Consider the following 14,555-nt stretch of genomic DNA (forward strand, 5'->3'; position numbering starts at 1 on the left):
ATGCACAGCCAGTTTCGTGCCACTTCGGGCGGGCACCCGGCAGCTAGGGCCTGTTAACGCTATGGACGATCGCTGCGTTGCTGCCAGCAATCACGCCAGGCAAGGCAGGAGCCGCAGGGCTTGGTGGCGCCAAGCGCAAGGCTCGTAACGCCGCATGGCGCGATTGCTGGCGCAACCCGAATGGGGCGGGGCCGTTTTGGCGCAGGGCGGCGTTGCCAGCCGCTTGCCTGGCGCCACCAGGCGGCGCGGCTGGCGCCTTGCCCTGCGCCAAAACGACCTCCGCCGCAGCGATTGCCATAGCGTCAACAGGCCCTAGGTGTAAAGGTTCGATAGGTTGTTCATCCGGCTGTGGAGATGGGAATCTGAGGTTGTCGAGACTTCAGATCATCGGCAGGGAGCCGGATGAACAGTCATGAGAATGCCCGACTGACGGCCAGAGGACGAGCGCGGCTGGTCGCTCGCATGGGTGAGATCGGCGTGAATGCGGCGGCCGCGGAGAGCGGAGTGTCGGTGCGCACGGCGTACAAGTGGCGTGCCCGATTCGAGCAGGAAGGTGACGCCGGGCTGGGCGATCGCTCCAGCCGGCCGCATCGGGTCCGCAGTGCCCTGTCGGCGGCGCAGCAGGATCGGGTCCTGGCGCTACGCCAGGATCGCCGGCCGATCCGCGAGATTGCCGAAGCACTGGGGTGTCCCTACGCGACGGTGCGTCGGTGCATCGTCCGGCACGGCTTGAGCCGCTTGCCGTCCGTCGAGGTCCGGCCACCGGTAGTGCGCTACGAGCATGAGCGGCCCGGGGAGATGCTGCACCTGGACACCAAGAAGCTCGGCCGGATCGAGAAGCTCGGACACCGTGTCACCGGCAATCCGCGGGACCACACGCGTGGCGCCGGCTGGGAAGTCCTGCATCTGGCCGTAGACGATCACAGCCGTCTGGCCTATACCGAAGTCCTCGCCGACGAGCGCAAAGACACCACGACGGGCTTTCTGAAGCGTGCCCTGGCCTGGTTCGCCGAGCACAGCGTCACGACGCGCCGCATCATGACCGACAACGGCATGGCCTATCGCTCCCAACCCTTCGCGGACGCCCTGCGGCAGCAAGGCATCCGCCACATCTTCACCAAGCCCTACACCCCGAGAACCAACGGCAAGGCCGAGCGCTTTGTGCAGACTGCGCTACGCGAATGGGCTTACGCCTACGCCTACCGCCACTCCAGCGAGCGAACCGAGCATCTCGCACGCTGGCAGCACCACTACAATCACCACCGACGACACTCAGCGCTCGGCTATCAACCGCCCATCAGCCGCATCCCGCTGAATAACGTATCGAACCTCAACACCTAGGCCGAATCGACATTCAATTGATCCAGAGAGGAATGGCGGCGAGGTAAAGGAAGGCAAGGAAGTGTTGGGGTTTGCGATCGAAACGCGTGGCGATGCGGCGGAACTGTTTGAGTCTGGCAAAGCATCGTTCGATCCGATTACGGAGCCGATAGCGCACCTTGTCGTAGGTTCGCGGCTGCTGGCAGCTGCGCGGCGGGATCACCGCTTTGCAGCCCTGACGCTGAATCAGATCGACCAGTTCCCGGCTGTCGTAGCCCTTGTCGGCCAGCACGTACTTGGCCTTCAGGTTCGCCAGCAGCGCCGGCGCTTGCGTGATGTCGTTGCGATGCCCGCCGGTCAGCAGAAAGCGAATCGGACGACCGTGACCATCGACCGCCAGATGAATCTTGGTGCTCAGACCGCCTCGGGATCGCCCCAAAGCCGCGTCCGGCGCCCCCCTTTTCCGGTCGCCGCCTGTGCGTGCGCCCGGACGATGCTGCTGTCGATCATCAGGTACTCATTGTCCCGGTCCCGGATCAAGGTCTGAAAGACGCGCTCCCAGACGCCGTTGGCGGCCCAGCGGGTAAAGCGCTTGTGCACGCTTTTGTAGGCACCGTAACGCGGCGGCAAATCACTCCAGCGTGCACCAGAGCGCAACACCCAGAGCACCGCATTGACGAAGGTCCGGTTATCCGCCGCCGTGCGCCCCGGATCACTGGCCTTGCCTGGAAGCAAGTCCTCGATCCGCGCCCATTGCGTATGGCTCAGCTCGTAGCGGCTTGGCCGCAGTGAACACTTCTTTTCGTTCGACATCCAGCAAGATTAAAAGCTGAATGTCGATTCGGCCTAGGGCACTACTCCTGATCGAGCAGCTTGTACTTGCGCAGCAGACCGCGGAACTGGTGGTAGGTCAGATGCAGCAGTTCGGCCGCCTTGCGCTGATTGTAGCGGCCGTCTTCCAGCGCCTGCCGCACCAGCCGCGTCTCGAATGCCGCTACCGCCTCCTCGAACACCAGGGGCAGGGCCGGCGCCGCATCAACAACCGATGGCGTCGGTTCCGGCATCGGTGCCGCCACGCTCGCGCCCGCCGCCGGCATCAGCTGCGACGCCATCGCCTTCGGACGATACGGGGACGCGAACGGATCGAGTTCGAGCGACTCGACCGTGCTGCGCTCGTGTTCGATGCGATAGACCGCGCGCTCGACGACATTGCGCAGCTCGCGGATGTTGCCGGGCCAGTCATGCGCCAGCAGCGCACGCTCGGCTGACGGCGAAAACCCGGCGAAGTACTCGCGCCCGAGTTCCTGCGCCATGCCTTCGGCAAATTTCTGCGCGAGCAGCAGGATGTCGTCGCGCCGCTCGCGCAGCGGCGGCACCGTGATGACATCGAACGACAGACGATCGAGCAGGTCTTCCCGGAACTTGCCGGCGCGCGCCATCGCCGGCAGATCGACGTTGGCGGCGCCGATCAGGCGGATGTTGACCTTGATCGTCTCGCTGGAGCCGACCCGCTCGAACTCGCCGTACTCGACGACGCGCAGCAGCTTTTCCTGCAGGCGCAGCGACATCGATGCCAGCTCGTCGAGAAAGATCGAGCCGTTGTTGGCGAGTTCGAAGCGTCCGATGCGCGCCTTGGCGGCGCCGGTGTAGGCGCCGGCGACGTGACCGAACAGTTCGGATTCCAGCAGCTCCTCGTTGAGCGCCGCACAGTTGAATTTCACGTAGGGCCGCGCCCAGCGTTCGGACAGATAGTGCACCCGCGCCGCGATCAATTCCTTGCCGGAGCCGCGCTCGCCGATAATGAGGACGGGCTTGGACAGCGGCGCGACGCGCGAGACCCGTTCCAGGACAGCAAGGAAATTATCGGCCTGGCCGAGTATGGGATCGGGGCTGTCGCGCAGTTCCATTGCGGCATTGTGCTAGAACTTGGTAAATATCACCATATGTCGGCGCATTGCCTCATCGCACTTTTGACCGGAGTCACATCGTCAGGATTTAAATTAAATACTTTCAATAAGTTACATGGCATGGCCGGCTTGGCACGGAGCTGGCAATAACAGACCCACACACCAGCAACAACGGGGAAACCGCCATGTTCTACCAGCATCTCGCCAGCGCCACTGTCGCCATCGCCATGACCGCCGCCACCGTCGGTGGCCTCAATGGCTACGCCGGCACGCTCGTGCAGGACAACCAGAATGTCGTCGCGCTGCAGACCGCCGCGACGGCACAGATCGACACCCAGCTGCAGGTCGCGTTGCAGCAGTCGCAACGCGAACTGCAGGACAATGTTGCCGGCACGGTGCTGGCGATGATGCCGGCCATGAACGTCGATGCGCCGACGACGATGGTCGCGCAGCGCTAGCAGCAAAGGCCGGACTGCAGTTTTCGAGGAACGATTGATGGGAATTTTTTCCAGAACGCGCGATGTCATCGATTCGAATCTGGGCGCCTTGCTCAACAAGGCCGAGGATCCGGAAAAGATGGCTCGCCTGATCATCCAGGAGATGGAGGACACGCTCGTGGAAGTACGCTCGATGGCGGTCCGCTTTCTCGCCCGCAAGAAAGAACTGCAGCGCGCGATCGACACGCTCGGCGTCGAAGCTGCGGACTGGGAAGCCAAGGCCGAGCTGGCCGTCAGCAAGGATCGTGACGATCTGGCGCGGGGCGCCCTGGCCGCCAAGCGGCGTGCCGGCGACCGCATCGACGACGCCCGGCGCGAGCTCAGGCAGGTCGATACGGAAGTCGGCAAGCTCGACGAGGACATCGCCAAGCTGCGCGCGAAGCTGTCGGAAGCCCGTCAGCGCCAGAAAACGATCAACCTGCGCAGCCAGTCGGCGGGCTCGCGCATCAAGCTGCGCGAACAGATGGATGACAAACGCTCGGCGGCAACGCAGGCCGCGCTGGATCATGCCGAACGCGCGGCCGACGAACTCGAATCGCGGGTCGATGCCTTCGACCTCGGCGCCGACCGTTTGCGTGATGAATTCGCCCGTCTGGCCGACGACAAGGTCGAAGCCGAACTGGCAAGATTGCGCGCCAAGGCAGGCAAGCCGGCAGCGGCCGCCGACAAAGACAAAGCGCAGGAGTAACGGGTGGAAAATTTTTTCGACAATCTGATTCCGCTGGTCGTCGTCACGGGAATTTTCGTCGTGTTCCCGGTGCTGCTGTTCCGCCACTTTGCACAGCGCAACGCCGGCAAATCGCAGACATCGAACGGCGACGCGGTCGGCAAGGATCTGATCGACCTGGCGGACCGCATGGAAAAACGCATCGATACGCTCGAGCGTCTGCTCGACGTGGAAGCCCCCGGCTGGAGAGAACGGCATCATGAGCAACACTAAAGCCCCACGCGACGACAGCGGCAGCCTGTCTTCGATGCGCCGCTACCCGGAAGACGGCTGGATCGCCGGCGTCTGTGCCGGCATCGCCGACTACTTCGGCTGGAGCGTCAAGCTGATCCGCGTGCTGGTGATCATCGCATTCGTGTTCAGCGGCTTCTTCCCGCTCGGCGTCGTCTACATCGCACTCTGGTACCTGATGGATCCGGCCGACGCCGGCATGACGATGTCGGCCACGCCGACGCGGCGCGCCGGCAGCAGCCCGGGTCACAGCCGCATGGAGCCCGGCGTCACCCCCGATGCTGCCAGGGCGCGCTTTGATCGCCTGGAGCGCCGCCTGCGCCAGATCGAAGCCTGCGTCACGCAGGAAGAACTGGAACTGCGCCGCGAGTTCAAGAACCTCGAAGCCTGAGGACCGGAGTCTCTTCACCGTGAAAACGCTGACCTTCCTGACCGCCTGGCTGTTGCTGCTGGTGCTGTGCTGGCCGCTCGCCCTGATGGCCCTGTTGCTGGCACCACTGGTCTGGCTGATCTGCCTGCCGCTGCGCCTGCTCGGCATCGCGATCGACGGCATGTTCGCGCTGGTCGCGGCGCTGTTCATGCTGCCGGCACGCCTGCTCGGATATCGCGGCGCGCATTGAACGCGGGCGCGGCTGCGGCTTCTGCATGAGTGCGTGACGATGTCGTTGCTGGCAAGCGGCGGCGACATCGTCGAGAATTCGCGCTCATCGCCGAAAGACCGCCATGCCGCGCAAGCCCGCTCACGAACAATTCGACACGATCAAGGCAATCGCCGATCAGGCTTTCGAACTGTTCGGTCGCTACGGCTACGAAGGCGTTTCGATCGGCGACATCGCCAAGGCCGCAAAGCTTTCCAAGGGCGCTCTCTACTGGCATTTCGACGGCAAGGAAGCGCTGTATCTCCAGTGCCTGCGGTGCCTGCACGCGATCTTCGATCAATACGTGTTCGAACCGATGCGCGCCGAGAGCGATCCGGTGCGGGCCATCCTGCACGTGTTCACCGGCCTGCAGAAGTTGCTGCAGGACTCGCGCGTCGAGAAAGGCGTGGCAGGCTACTGGCTGATCCCCTCGCGCCCCGAAACGGCGGCACTGACCGCCGCACAGCGGGCCTTTGAGGCCGCCTCGATCGAAACCCTGCGCCGCAACCTCCAGCTCGCCAGCGAGCACGGTCAGCTCGAACTGGGCGGCGAGGCGGACGAGATGGCGCGTGCGGTGATCGCGCTGATCGAGGCCTGCGTCGTGCCGCTGCGCCAATACAGCGTCGACGAAATGCATGGCATTCTTGCCGTGCTCGCGCGCACGCTGTTCCGTGCGTATGCAAAATCGGACGAGCTGCTGAAGCTCGCGTTGACGATCTGACGCGCAGCGCAGGTCGACACGGCTGGCGTCGACCACAACAAGAAACGGAGGACGAGGTGGGCCGCAACGCCGAACGCATTCTGCGCATCGTCGAACCGATCGTGTACGCGCGACGCTGGCTGACCTTCGGCGTCCTGCTCGCGTTCACGGCCGGCATGCTGGTGCTGGCCTTGCGCCTGCAGCCCGACGCCGGCTTCGAGAAGCAGATACCGCTCGATCATCCGTACATGAAGGTGTTCAAGCGCTACGAGCAGGCGTTCGGCGGCGCCAACCTGATCTCGATTGCGGTCATGCGCAAACCCGGCACGCCGGGCGACATCTACGACGCCGGTTTTCTCGATACGCTGCACAAGGTCACGGACGACGTCTTTTTCCTGCCGGGTGTCGATCGCTCGCGCGTGACGTCGCTGTTCACGCCCGGCGTGCGCTACATGGAAGTCGTCGAGGACGGCTTCAGCACCGGCGACGTCATCCCGCGCGACTATCGCCCGACGCCGGAAATGCTCGCACGCATCCGCTCGAACGTCGGCAAGGCCAACGTGATCGGCCGCCTCGTGTCGCTCGATCAACGCGGTGCGATGGTGGTCGCCGAACTGCTGGAACGCGATCCGTCGACCGGTGCCCGCCTCGACTATCGCGCGGTCGCGGCCAGACTCGAAGCGATACGCCAGCGCTACGAAAACGATCAGATCGACATCCGCATCATCGGCTTCGCCAAGGTGGTCGGCGATGTCAGCGACGCCAGCAGCGAAGTGCTGATGTTCTTCGCCATCGCGCTGCTGTCGACGCTGCTGCTGCTGTGGATGTTCTGCGGTTCCTGGCGACTGGCGCTGCTGCCGCTGTTCGCCGCGCTCGCGGCGGTGGTCTGGGAACTCGGCCTGCTGCGACTCGCCGGTTTCGGCCTCGATCCGTTCGCGATCCTGGTGCCGTTCCTGATCCTGTCGATCGGCGTTTCGCACGGCGTGCAGTACGTCAACGCCTGGCGTTACGAGGTGGCAGTCAACGGCCTTGATTCACGCGAGGCCTCGATCGCCACGTTCCGCCAGCTGTTCATTCCCGGCACGGTCGCGATCCTGACCGACGTGATCGGCTTCGCGACGCTGGCGTTCATCAAGATCGACATCGTTCGCGAGATGGCGATCAACGCGGCGATGGGCATGGCGGCGGTGATCATCAGCAACAAGCTGATGCTGCCGATCGTGCTGTCGTGGGTGCGCGTGCACGACGTCGAGGCGTTCCGAGCACGTCAGCGCCAGCGCGTCGCCCTGTCCGATCGCGTCTGGCAGCGCGTTGCCGCGTTCGCGACCGCGCAAGCGGCCATCCCGACGCTGATCGTCGCCGCCGTCGCGCTGGTGTGGGCGCTGGTGATGTATCCGAAACTGACCGTCGGCGATCAACAGGCCGGCGTGCCGGAGTTGCGACCGGACAGCCGCTACAACGTCGACTCGCGCGCGATCGGCGGCAGCTTCGCGATCGGTGTCGACGTACTCAAGGTGTTTGCGGTCGGTGCGCCATACAGCTGCGTCGATCCGCAGAAGATGGAGGAAATCGATCGCTTTGCCTGGCACATGCAGAACACCGACGGCGTGCGGTCGGTGCTGTCGCTGCCGCAGATTGCCAAACAGGTGCGCGCCGGCTGGTTCGAAGGCTCGCCGAAATGGCGAGTGCTGCCGCGCAACCAGAACCTCTCGCAGCTGGTGGCGCCGGTACCGAGCCAGCTCGGCCTGCAGAATCCGGACTGCAGTGTGATGCCGGTACTGATCTTCACGCGCGATCACCGCGCCAGCACGATCGATCGCGTGGTCAATGCAGTGAAAACCTTTGCGCGCGACAACGCCGGCCACGGCGTCGATTTCCAGCTGGCGTCCGGCAACGTCGGCGTCTGGGCGGCGACCAACGAAGAAATCCGCGCGCGCGAACTGCTGGTGATCATCTGGGTACATGCGACGCTGGCACTGTTTGCATGGCTGAGTTTTCGCAGCGGCGTCGCGGTGTTCTGCATTCTCACGCCGCTGGTGCTGTGCTCACTGCTGACCTACGGCCTGATGGCGACACTCGGCATCGGCATGAAACCGGCGACCCTGCCGGTTGCCGCCTTCGGCGTCGGCATCGGCGTCGACTACAGCATTTACCTGTGGAGCGTGTTCTCGCGCCATCTGGATCGCGCGACGCCTCTGCGCAAGGCCTACTACGAAGCACTGCGTCACACCGGCAAGGCCGTGATCTTCACGTCGGCCTCACTGGTGCTGAGTGTCTTCACCTGGCTGTTCTCGGGCCTGCAATTCCAGGCCGACATGGGCCTGCTGCTGCTGTTCATGTTCAGCACCAATCTGTTCGGTGCGATTTTCCTGTTGCCGGCCCTCGCCTGGCTGGCTTTGCGTCGACGTGACACGAACCCGACGCCGGTTCGTGCAGTCGAAACCTGAAGGAGGCGGTCGCGCTGCGACCGAAAACCGTCATGATGCCTCGTATCGCACGCTGTCTCGCCCTGCTGCTGCTGCCGCTGATGGGCTGCGCGTTCGCCAAGGTCACGGCCGACGAAGCCGCCAGACTCGGCAAGGATCTCACGCCGATGGGCGCCGAACGCGCCGGCAATGCCGCGGGCACGATCCCGGCGTGGACCGGCGGCCTGCCGAAACAGGATCTGCCGCGCGGCGCCAATCCGTTTGCCGCCGACAAGCCGCTGTACACGATCACGGCGCAGAACATGTCGCAGCACGCCGATGTGCTGACCGAGGGTTACAAGGCGCTGTTCAAGACCTTTCCCGATTACAAGATGATCGTCTACCCGACGCGGCGCAGCGCTTCGTACCCGCAGTGGTATTACGACGCGACCGAGAAGAACGCGACCGAAGTCTCGCTGACTGACGACGGCTACGGCTTCTGCTGCGCCGCACAGGGCGATCCGTTTCCGATCCCGAAGAACGGCACGGAAGTGATGTGGAACCACATCATGCGCTACAACACGCGCGGCTTTCGCGGCTTCGTCGACTCGGCAGCGACCGCCGCGGACGGCAGCTTCGTCGTGCAGCGCGACTACGTCGAACTCGCCTTCATGTACAACAATCCGGACGCGACCGTGAAATCGCTGGACGGCATGAACCTGTACGCATTCCAGAAGACCGTCGCGCCGCCGAACCTCGCCGGCGAGGCGCATCTGCTGCACGTGCCGATCGATCGCATCGCCAACCAGACCGGCGTCTGGGTCTACAACAACACGGTCGGCCGGCCGCGGCGCATCGGCGAGGTCGGCTACGACAATCCGCTGTACGACGGCCTGATGACGCACGACCAGATCGACATGTTCAACGGGCCGCTCGACCGCTACACGATCAAGCTGCTCGGCAAGAAGGAAATGCTGATCCCGTACAACAGCTACAAGCTCTACGACCCGAAACTCAAGTACAAGGACATCGTCACCAAGGGCCACATCAATCAGGATCTCGCCCGCTACGAGCTGCACCGCGTCTGGGTGATCGAGGCGAACGTGCGGCAGGGCTACGCCCATCGTTACAAGAAGCGCGTGTTCTATGTCGACGAGGACTCGTGGATCGTCCACGCCGAAGACATCTACGACGAGCGCGATCAGTTCTGGCGGACCGCCGAGTCGCATTCGATCACGTTTCCGAACGAGCCCGTTGTCGTCAACGGCGTGCAGGTTCACTACGACCTGCAGTCGCGACGCTACGTGATCATCAACATGACCAACGAGGAGCGGAACCTGATCGAATACGACTGGAACGCCAAGCCCTCGTACTTCACGCCGCAGGCGCTGAAACGCTTCGCAACCAGCGGACCCAATTGAATCCTCACCGGAAACTGTCGTGACTGACAGCTTAGTCGCTGAAATTCCAGAAAAAATTAAGGACGAATTCAGTTAGCAGGGCTAGTCTGCAAACTTCTCGGTTCTTCTCGCCGCAAGCCTCGGAGACGCGCCATGATCCTGCTGTCGACTGCCGCCGACCCGGTGCTTGATGCGAAGCGCCCGGGCGGGCGTGGCGTCGCTCCGTGCCTCGACGTGGACGTACGGGCGCGCGCCGACTAAATTGCCTGCGATGCGTATCTCTTTTTTCATCGTCGTTGGCTTGGCCGGCGTCGTCCTGCTGCAGCCGGCGAGCGCGGCGCTGGCCCGCCCGGCCAAGCACGATGGCGATCGCGGCACCGTCCTGCGGGCCCCGGTACAACCGCCGCCGGCGCCGGCGCCGGCGCAGGATCTGCGCGCAACGACCTTCACGCCCGACTCGGCAGCGCGCGAGATCCAGCGCATGCACGGTGGCCGGGTGCTGGCCGTGCAGCCGGACGGCGCCGGATATCGCGTCAAGATGCTCAAGGACGGCGAAGTCCGAATCTATCAAGTCGATCCATAGCGGACCTGCCGGTCCGCTCCGTTTTAACAGGGAGAAAGCAGGATGCGTGCCCTAGTCATTGAAGACGATCCGGACCTGCGCGAGCAGGTCGCCAAGTTTCTCAGCGACGACGGCTTTGCCGTCGACGTTGCCGCCGATGGCGACAACGGCGCCTACATGGCCGAGGAATATCCGGCCGACATCGCCATCATCGATCTCGGCCTGCCCGGCATGCCCGGCATCGACATCATCCGCCAGGTCCGCAAATCGGGACGCAAGTATCCGATCCTGATCCTGACCGCTCGCGACGGCTGGCAGACCAAGGTCGAGGGCCTGGAAGCCGGCGCCGACGATTATCTGGTGAAGCCCTTCCATCGCGAGGAGCTGATCGCCCGCGTGCGGGCTCTGGTGCGCCGCGTCGGCGGCTGGACGCAGGCAACGCTGAACTCCGGGCCGTACATTGTCGACACCAGCGCCAAGTCGGTGATGGTCGACGGCAAGCCGGTCGATCTGACCAGCTATGAATTCCGCGTGCTCGAATACCTGCTCACGCATGCCGGCAAGGTCATCTCCAAGAGCGAGCTGACCGAACACCTGTACACCGAAGACGAGGAACGCGACAGCAACGTCATCGAAGTCTTCATCCGCCGTCTGCGTTCCAAACTCGATTCGGACAGCCAGTACAACCCGATCACCACCTTGCGCGGTTCAGGCTACCGGTGGGACCTGCCGCGCGCCTGAAGGCGACTGCAGCGCGCCGCCCGCGCCTCACGTCCCTTCGCGCCCGTCTGCTGATTTCGACCGCGGTCGTGCTGCTGGCCTTTGTCGGACTCGGTGGCCTGGCGCTGGAGAAGGCCTTCGAGCGTTCGCTGCTGCAGGCACAGCAAGACAAGCTCGAAGGCCTGATCTACGCGCTGCTCGGTGCGGCGTCGACCACGCCGGACGGCGATCTGACGATCGCGCTCGACGCAATCCCGGATCGCCGTCTGCGCGAACCGATGTCCGGCCTGCAGGCGGCGCTGTTCAACGAGCTCGGCATCATGGTCTGGAGTTCGTCGCAGTCCCTGGACATGCCGCCGCCGCCGTCGATCAACGTCGGTCAATGGAGTTTCCAGCGGCTCGCCAGTCCGAACGCATTCCGTCTCAGCTTCGGTCTGCGCTGGATCGATTCCGAACGCAACCAGCCGCGCCTGTACACCGTGAGCGTGATCGACGACACCCGTTCCTTCGATCGCCAGCTGGTGATTTTCCGGCGTACCTTGTGGATCTGGCTGGGCGGTACCGTGATCGCCCTGGTCGCGATCCTGCTGCTGATCCTGCGCTGGAGCCTGGCGCCGTTGAAGCGTCTGGGGCGCGAGCTGCATCGCGTCGAATCCGGGCTGCAGCTGGAAATCGAAGGTTCCTATCCGGACGAGCTCAAGCCCCTGACCCGCGATCTCAACGCGATGATCGTCAGCGAGCACAGCCACCAGACACGCTACCGCAATGCGCTCGGCGATCTGGCGCATTCGCTGAAAACACCGCTCGCGGTACTGCGTGGCATCAGCAGCGAACCGCAGATTCCGGCAGCGCAGCAGAGCCAGCTCGACGAGCAGGTCAGTCGCATGCAACACATCGTCGATCACCAGCTGCGCCGTGCCGCGGCTGCCGGCAGCCGCACGCTCACCGAGCCGATCCTGCTCAAGCCGCTGATCGACAAGCTGACGTCGGCGCTGACCAAGGTCTATGCGAGCCGCGGCGTCGGCTTCTACAACCGCCTCGACCCGGAATTGCGACTGCGCGCCGATCAAGGTGATCTCTACGAACTGTTCGGCAATCTGCTCGACAATGCTGCCAAGTACGGCGACGAACACATCCGCATCTCGGCGCACACCGAGAAGAATCTGCTGCACATCGATGTCGACGACGATGGTCCGGGCTTCCCTGACGAGCCGGAAAAGCTGCTCGAGCGCGGCGCCAGGGCCGACACCAGAAAGCCCGGCCAGGGCATCGGGCTGGCCGCTGTCAACGAGATCGTGCAGGCCTATGGTGGCCGGCTGGAACTGGCGCGCTCGCCGCTCGGCGGCGCCCGTGTCGGCGTGATCATGCCGACACGCTGAAGGCGCCGCTCGATTTCCGTGGCGACGCTCGAACTGCAGTGCGGCGCCAATTCAGCCGCTTCTCTCAGACTGCCGGAAAACGCAGGAAGTGATTGCGGTAGTAGCGCAGCTCTTCGATCGATTCCTTGATGTCGTCGAGCGCCAGATGGCGGGACTGCTTGTTGTAGCCGCGCGCGATTTCCGGTGCCCAGCGCGTGCACAGCTCCTTGAGCGTGCTGACATCGATGTGCCGGTAATGGAAATGGCGTTCCAGTGCCGGCATCCAGCGGGCCAGAAAGCGGCGGTCCTGGCAGATCGAATTGCCGCACATCGGCGATTTGCCGGCCGGCACCCACTTTTCGAGAAACGCGAGCGTGCGACGTTCGGCGTCCGTGTCGTCGACGTCGCTGTCGCGTACACGTTGCGTCAGGCCCGAGCGGCCGTGCTGATTGACGTTCCAGTCATCCATGAGCGCCAGCTCGTCCTGCGTGCGACGCACGGCCAGCACCGGCCCTTCGGCCAGAACATTGAGGTGCGGGTCGGTGACGACCGTCGCGATCTCGATGATGCGATGCTGCTCGGGAATCAGACCGGTCATCTCCAGATCGATCCAGATCAGGTTCTGCGGGTTTTGCTCCGTCACGGGGTTTTCTTTCATTCGCGGTGAGGAACGCGATGTTATCGTGAAGCGATCGTGCATGACGCCGAGGAGACGGCCATGGCCCACGAAGGAGCGATCCTGCAGACGATCGGCAATACGCCGCTGGTCGAACTGAAGAACCTCGACACCGGCTGCTGCCGGCTGTTTGCCAAGCTCGAGAACCAGAACCCCACCGGCTCGATCAAGGATCGCATCGGCCTGTCGATGATCGAAGCCGCCGAGCGCGAAGGTCGTATCCAGCCCGGCGGCACACTGATCGAAGCCACGGCCGGCAACACCGGCCTGGGCCTGGCGCTGGTTGCCAGCCAGAAGGGCTACAAGCTGATCCTGGTGATACCCGACAAGATGGCGCAGGAGAAGGTCCTGCATTTGCGCGCGCTCGGCGCCGACTGCCGCATCACGCGCAGCGACGTCGGCAAGGGTCATCCGGACTACTACCAGGATGTCGCCGAACGCCTGAGTCGCGAGAACCCCGGCAGTTTCTACGTCAACCAGTTCGCCAATCCCGCCAATCCGCTCGCGCATGAAGCCAGCACCGGCCCGGAGATCTGGGCGCAGATGCAGCAGATGCTCGATGCGGTCGTGGTCGGTGTCGGCAGCGGCGGCACGCTGACCGGCCTGTCGCGCTACTTCGCGCGCGTCGCGCCGCATGTCGAGATGCTGCTGGCCGACCCCGGCGGCTCGGTACTCGCCGACATCGTCAATACCGGCAGGATCCAGAAGGAAGCCGGCAGCTGGCTGATCGAAGGCATCGGCGAGGATTTCGTGCCACCGAACTGCAGGCTCGATGGCGTGAAGCAGGCCTTCGAGATCGACGACCGCGAGAGCTTCGAAGCAGCGCGCCTGCTGCTGCGTCGCGAGGGCATCCTCGGCGGTTCCAGCACCGGCACCCTGCTCGCCGCGGCGCTGCGCTACTGTCGAGCGCAGACCGCGCCGAAACGGGTCGTGACCCTGGTCTGCGACAGCGGCAACAAGTATCTGTCGAAGATGTACAACGACAGCTGGTTGTTCGAGCAGGGGCTGCTCGACCGACCGCAGGCCGGCAGCGTCGTCGACCTGATCGTGCGCCGCTACGCCGAAGGCTCGGCGGTCACGGTCACGCCCGAGGACTCCCTGCTGCACGCCTACCGGCGCATGAAACTGTTCGACGTCTCGCAATTGCCGGTGATGAACGGCGAGCAGATTGCCGGCATCGTCGACGAAACCGATCTGGTCCAGCACGTCGCACTCGATCCGGCGCGCTTTCACGACCCGATCGCGACGGCCATGGTTCGTGAACTGGAAACCGTCTCGCCGGATGCACCGATCGCCGAACTGATGCCGGTATTCGCCCGCGATCACGTCGCGATCGTGGCCGATGCGCAGGGTTTCGTCGGCTTGATCACGCGCATCGACCTGCTCAACTATCTGCGCAAGCAACTCGTGTAGC

General features: G+C 64.1%; 16 protein-coding genes. 13 read left to right on the forward strand and 3 right to left on the reverse strand.

Annotated elements, in window-relative coordinates:
• Positions 1-402: 402 nt before the first annotated feature.
• Positions 403-1,341: an IS481 family transposase gene (locus G7Y85_RS01445; protein ID WP_166250832.1), complete on the forward strand. Its 939-nt coding sequence runs from the start codon at positions 403-405 to the stop codon at positions 1,339-1,341.
• Between the two features lie 13 nt (positions 1,342-1,354).
• On the opposite strand, the gene G7Y85_RS01450 is transcribed toward G7Y85_RS01445, so the two are convergent.
• Positions 1,355-2,133, reverse strand: a protein-coding gene (locus tag G7Y85_RS01450) for an IS5 family transposase (RefSeq protein WP_166250833.1) whose coding sequence is annotated in 2 segments (ribosomal slippage) — positions 1,355-1,767 and positions 1,767-2,133 — 780 coding nt in all. Because the reading frame shifts where the segments join, the coding sequence is not laid out codon by codon here.
• A 41-nt stretch (positions 2,134-2,174) separates the two neighbouring features.
• Complete coding sequence (pspF, locus tag G7Y85_RS01455) at positions 2,175-3,227, reverse strand: phage shock protein operon transcriptional activator (RefSeq protein WP_166250834.1); 1,053 nt, start codon at positions 3,225-3,227, stop codon at positions 2,175-2,177.
• 185 nt (positions 3,228-3,412) lie between these two features.
• Here pspF and G7Y85_RS01460 point away from each other — a divergent pair, with 185 nt between their 5' ends.
• The 11 genes from G7Y85_RS01460 to G7Y85_RS01510 all read left to right on the forward strand — a co-directional run bounded on the left by G7Y85_RS01460 (position 3,413) and on the right by G7Y85_RS01510 (position 12,486).
• The gene (locus tag G7Y85_RS01460; RefSeq protein ID WP_166250835.1) at positions 3,413-3,685 is read left to right on the forward strand and encodes a hypothetical protein; all 273 of its coding nucleotides are present in this window, start codon (positions 3,413-3,415) and stop codon (positions 3,683-3,685) included.
• A 37-nt stretch (positions 3,686-3,722) separates the two neighbouring features.
• The gene (locus tag G7Y85_RS01465; protein WP_166250836.1) at positions 3,723-4,412 is read left to right on the forward strand and encodes a PspA/IM30 family protein; all 690 of its coding nucleotides are present in this window, start codon (positions 3,723-3,725) and stop codon (positions 4,410-4,412) included.
• A 3-nt stretch (positions 4,413-4,415) separates the two neighbouring features.
• Positions 4,416-4,664, forward strand: coding sequence for an envelope stress response membrane protein PspB (gene pspB, locus G7Y85_RS01470; protein WP_174839727.1), 249 nt, complete (start codon positions 4,416-4,418; stop codon positions 4,662-4,664).
• Positions 4,651-5,073 carry an envelope stress response membrane protein PspC gene (pspC, locus tag G7Y85_RS01475; protein WP_166250837.1) on the forward strand — a complete coding sequence of 141 codons (423 nt, stop codon included), beginning with the start codon at positions 4,651-4,653 and terminating at the stop codon, positions 5,071-5,073. Before pspB ends, pspC begins: the two co-directional genes overlap by 14 nt.
• Before the next feature lie 19 nt (positions 5,074-5,092).
• Positions 5,093-5,302 (forward strand): hypothetical protein, encoded by a 210-nt coding sequence (locus G7Y85_RS01480; RefSeq protein ID WP_166250572.1) that lies wholly within the window; start codon positions 5,093-5,095, stop codon positions 5,300-5,302.
• A gap of 103 nt (positions 5,303-5,405) precedes the next feature.
• Positions 5,406-6,041, forward strand: coding sequence for a TetR/AcrR family transcriptional regulator (locus tag G7Y85_RS01485; protein WP_166250838.1), 636 nt, complete (start codon positions 5,406-5,408; stop codon positions 6,039-6,041).
• Between the two features lie 56 nt (positions 6,042-6,097).
• A complete protein-coding gene (locus G7Y85_RS01490; RefSeq protein WP_366514897.1) occupies positions 6,098-8,467 on the forward strand; it encodes an efflux RND transporter permease subunit in 2,370 nt (789 codons plus the stop codon).
• 32 nt (positions 8,468-8,499) lie between these two features.
• Complete coding sequence (locus G7Y85_RS01495) at positions 8,500-9,846, forward strand: DUF1329 domain-containing protein (RefSeq protein ID WP_166250839.1); 1,347 nt, start codon at positions 8,500-8,502, stop codon at positions 9,844-9,846.
• Between the two features lie 250 nt (positions 9,847-10,096).
• Positions 10,097-10,408, forward strand: coding sequence for a hypothetical protein (locus tag G7Y85_RS01500; protein ID WP_166250840.1), 312 nt, complete (start codon positions 10,097-10,099; stop codon positions 10,406-10,408).
• Between the two features lie 42 nt (positions 10,409-10,450).
• Positions 10,451-11,128 (forward strand): response regulator transcription factor, encoded by a 678-nt coding sequence (locus G7Y85_RS01505; protein ID WP_166250841.1) that lies wholly within the window; start codon positions 10,451-10,453, stop codon positions 11,126-11,128.
• Positions 11,107-12,486, forward strand: coding sequence for an ATP-binding protein (locus tag G7Y85_RS01510; RefSeq protein WP_366514898.1), 1,380 nt, complete (start codon positions 11,107-11,109; stop codon positions 12,484-12,486). The genes G7Y85_RS01505 and G7Y85_RS01510 overlap by 22 nt, the downstream gene beginning before the upstream one ends.
• Before the next feature lie 64 nt (positions 12,487-12,550).
• Here the strand turns inward: G7Y85_RS01510 and orn are convergent, their stop codons facing one another.
• Positions 12,551-13,108, reverse strand: coding sequence for an oligoribonuclease (orn, locus tag G7Y85_RS01515; RefSeq protein ID WP_366514899.1), 558 nt, complete (start codon positions 13,106-13,108; stop codon positions 12,551-12,553).
• Positions 13,109-13,183: 75 nt separating this feature from the next.
• Between orn and G7Y85_RS01520 the strand changes: the two genes are divergently transcribed.
• Positions 13,184-14,554, forward strand: a complete 1,371-nt coding sequence (locus G7Y85_RS01520; protein WP_166250843.1) for a pyridoxal-phosphate dependent enzyme — start codon at positions 13,184-13,186, stop codon at positions 14,552-14,554.
• The last annotated feature ends 1 nt before the right edge of the window (position 14,555 follow it).

The organism is Solimonas terrae (assembly GCF_011067135.1).
In the GTDB taxonomy this organism is placed as follows: domain Bacteria; phylum Pseudomonadota; class Gammaproteobacteria; order Nevskiales; family Nevskiaceae; genus Solimonas; species Solimonas terrae.